This is a genomic window from bacterium (genome assembly GCA_040753555.1).
Taxonomy (GTDB): Bacteria; UBA9089; UBA9088; order UBA9088; family UBA9088; genus JBFLYE01.
In genome coordinates, this window is the sequence record JBFMDZ010000261.1 from 1 (window position 1) to 2,573 (window position 2,573).

2 protein-coding genes are annotated in these 2,573 nt (G+C 34.6%); both read right to left on the minus strand.

Translation table 11 applies throughout. The features are described 5' to 3' along the window. Positions 1 to 69: 69 nt before the first annotated feature. On the minus strand, positions 70 to 1,365 hold the full coding sequence (locus AB1630_12180; protein MEW6104551.1) for a GAF domain-containing protein: 1,296 nt from the start codon (positions 1,363 to 1,365) through the stop codon (positions 70 to 72). Next, positions 1,356 to 2,399 carry a hypothetical protein gene (locus tag AB1630_12185; GenBank protein ID MEW6104552.1) on the minus strand — a complete coding sequence of 348 codons (1,044 nt, stop codon included), beginning with the start codon at positions 2,397 to 2,399 and terminating at the stop codon, positions 1,356 to 1,358. The genes AB1630_12180 and AB1630_12185 overlap by 10 nt, the downstream gene beginning before the upstream one ends. Positions 2,400 to 2,573 lie beyond the last annotated feature (174 nt).

The following is a 2,573-nucleotide window of genomic DNA, read 5'->3' on the forward strand; positions in this document are numbered from 1 at the left end:
CATTCTATATAATATATCGGCATTTTTGAGAGGAAACCTTAAGAGGCTTTTTTTGCGAAAAATATTTTCTTATTTTCCAGGAAGGCTTGATAATATAGCCTTTATAACTTCACCGAGAATTGCTAGAATCATATAGCATATATTCTGGACAAGCCTTGCATATTTGTAAGCATCCTCCTTTAGAAAAGAAAAAATCTCATTACGCCTTTTATATTTCTTCTCTAGTTCTGGTTGAGGTTTAATGAACGCTTGATCAAGCTCTTCTAATTGCCGAATGGATTCCAAAAGCCCATGCAAAGGGGTCTTTAACCCATGGGAAGATGTATAATAAATAAGCCTTTCAGTATCAGCCATTTCCTCCCTTCTTTTGATATAACTTGCCACCTCAAGGCAAATGGCAATAATAGAGGCTAATATCTCAAGGTATCCCTCATCCTCTTTTGAAAAATTTAAGCCTTTATCTACCCTTCCATTTTTCTTTTTATTCTCAACCTTGATTATCCCCAATAATCTATCTCCTGGGTTAATGATTGGAACACCCAACCAAGAAAAGCATCTACCCAAAGAAAGATAAGGCCGGGATTGGCTCCTTCCGCTATAGCTAGGATGTTTTTCTATTTCTTCTCCAGCCAAAGAGAGAGGCTCCTTTTTTTCCGCTACAAACCCAGAAAGCCCTGTTTTTTCTCCCTTAGCAATCTCAAGCCTAACATTTGTAATATCCATTGGGAATGATTTATTATTATGAGAAATCCATCCTCTGGCTAGCTCTAAGTAATTAAGATTATCCTTGCTTACCAAGAATAAACTGCATGCCTCTGCCTCTAATTCCTCTGTTACAGATTTAACAACCTCGTCCATTAGAGAAGTGGTATCGGAAAGCTTAGACATAAGGTTTTTAGTCAAATTAGCAAGCGAGTTCCATCTCTTGATAATAGATTGATTGATGCGCACAGATAATTCTATATGTTTTAGAATATTATTTCTTATTTCTTCAAGCAACCCCTCTTTCTTACTTTCCATATTTAGGATTGCAAATGGCTTATTTTTAGAATCTAATAATGGAAGGACTGAACGATATATACCCCCTTTCTCTTGAAAGACCTTTGGATATTCTCCTTTTTGGGCAGAAGAAAAAATATTTTTTAATTCTTCCCTTTTAAAACAATGGGTAATTTTATTGGTTGAATATAAGTCACAAGGTATTATTGGCTCAAAAGAGCCATCATCTATCAAAAGAAAGCAACTTTCCGCTTCATAATGTTGTTTAAACCCCTCTCTTATCGCCTTGACAATATCATCAATATGGTCATACTTACAGTAGAAATTGTAGATTAAATCTAGAAGCAAATTTTTTTCTATTTCCATCTTATAGCCTTTCTTTTCTCTATTTCTCTTTTTACTGCGATGTAATCATCATAGGTCTCAATAAGTGTATCTTCTAGGGATGCAAAATTTTCGGCTGTCCACCCCTTTAATCCCTCAATCAAGTCTTGAATTCTTTTTCCATTTTCCTCTAATGAGCTATAAAATTGGTTTTTATCCTGAAGGATTTCTTGGAGTTCTTCTGCCTTTTGCTTTAATAAGAGATCCTCATTAGGATCTCTATTTTTAAAAATATTCCCGAGTTTTTCAAAGATTGGATCATCTTCTTCAATAGGCTTATTCTTTTCCTTACTTTTTAAAAAGCAAAGAACCTCTAAAGGAGAGCGAATGAGATCAAAATATCGCCTATTATTGAAGATATAAAAACTGCTCATCATTTTAAAAGAGAGGCTTGGATAGTCTTTATTTAATGCCTCTATAAGGGAGATATTAAAATCATCAATAATATCTAAACCATTGGATTTTGAAGAAAACCATCCTATAAACCTATAGTACCACTCTTTTGTTTTAGAGGCTATAATTTCAACATTTGCTATCTTTTCTATCGGGACTAGCCATCCATTCCTAGTTAGAAAGCCCAATCTCTCCATAGGAATACCCAATCGCCCTCTGATGCCAGAGGTGGTAAGCAGATGGAGAAATGAACAGGTCTTTTCCATCTCAATATATCTTTTTAAAAAATTGGTTGAATCTCTAGGAGAGATCCTTAAAAATTCTCTGACCGCACCATGGTTAATAAATCTCTGATAATCCAACTCTTGGGCTACCTTTTCTTGATGAGTTGATATTGATTCTAATGTATGAATGAGGCTTAAGATTACCCCTGGCAAAAGAATCATCCTTTGATGTTCAAAGACAATTTTAACAATAGGGCGAACCGGATGATGAGAGAGATGTTGAAACATATATAAAAGAAGGTCTCTGCTGTCAACTGTCCAGCTTAACTTCTTTTCTTTTAAGTGAAAGTCAGACCTTACCTTCTCGCAACAGAGCCTTTTCCACTCATTAAAACCCATTTGGTTAATATTCTATCTCAGCCCCTTTTATCTTGTCAAAAATTTTGTTTTGAAACTTACCCATATCTTTTTAGCTAAAGAAAGGATTTTTGGGAAAATTAGGGTCTCTTTTTTAAAATTGTGGTTATTTTCTATTGACAGGAAGGCTAATTTTTAGAAATGAAGGGAATAAAT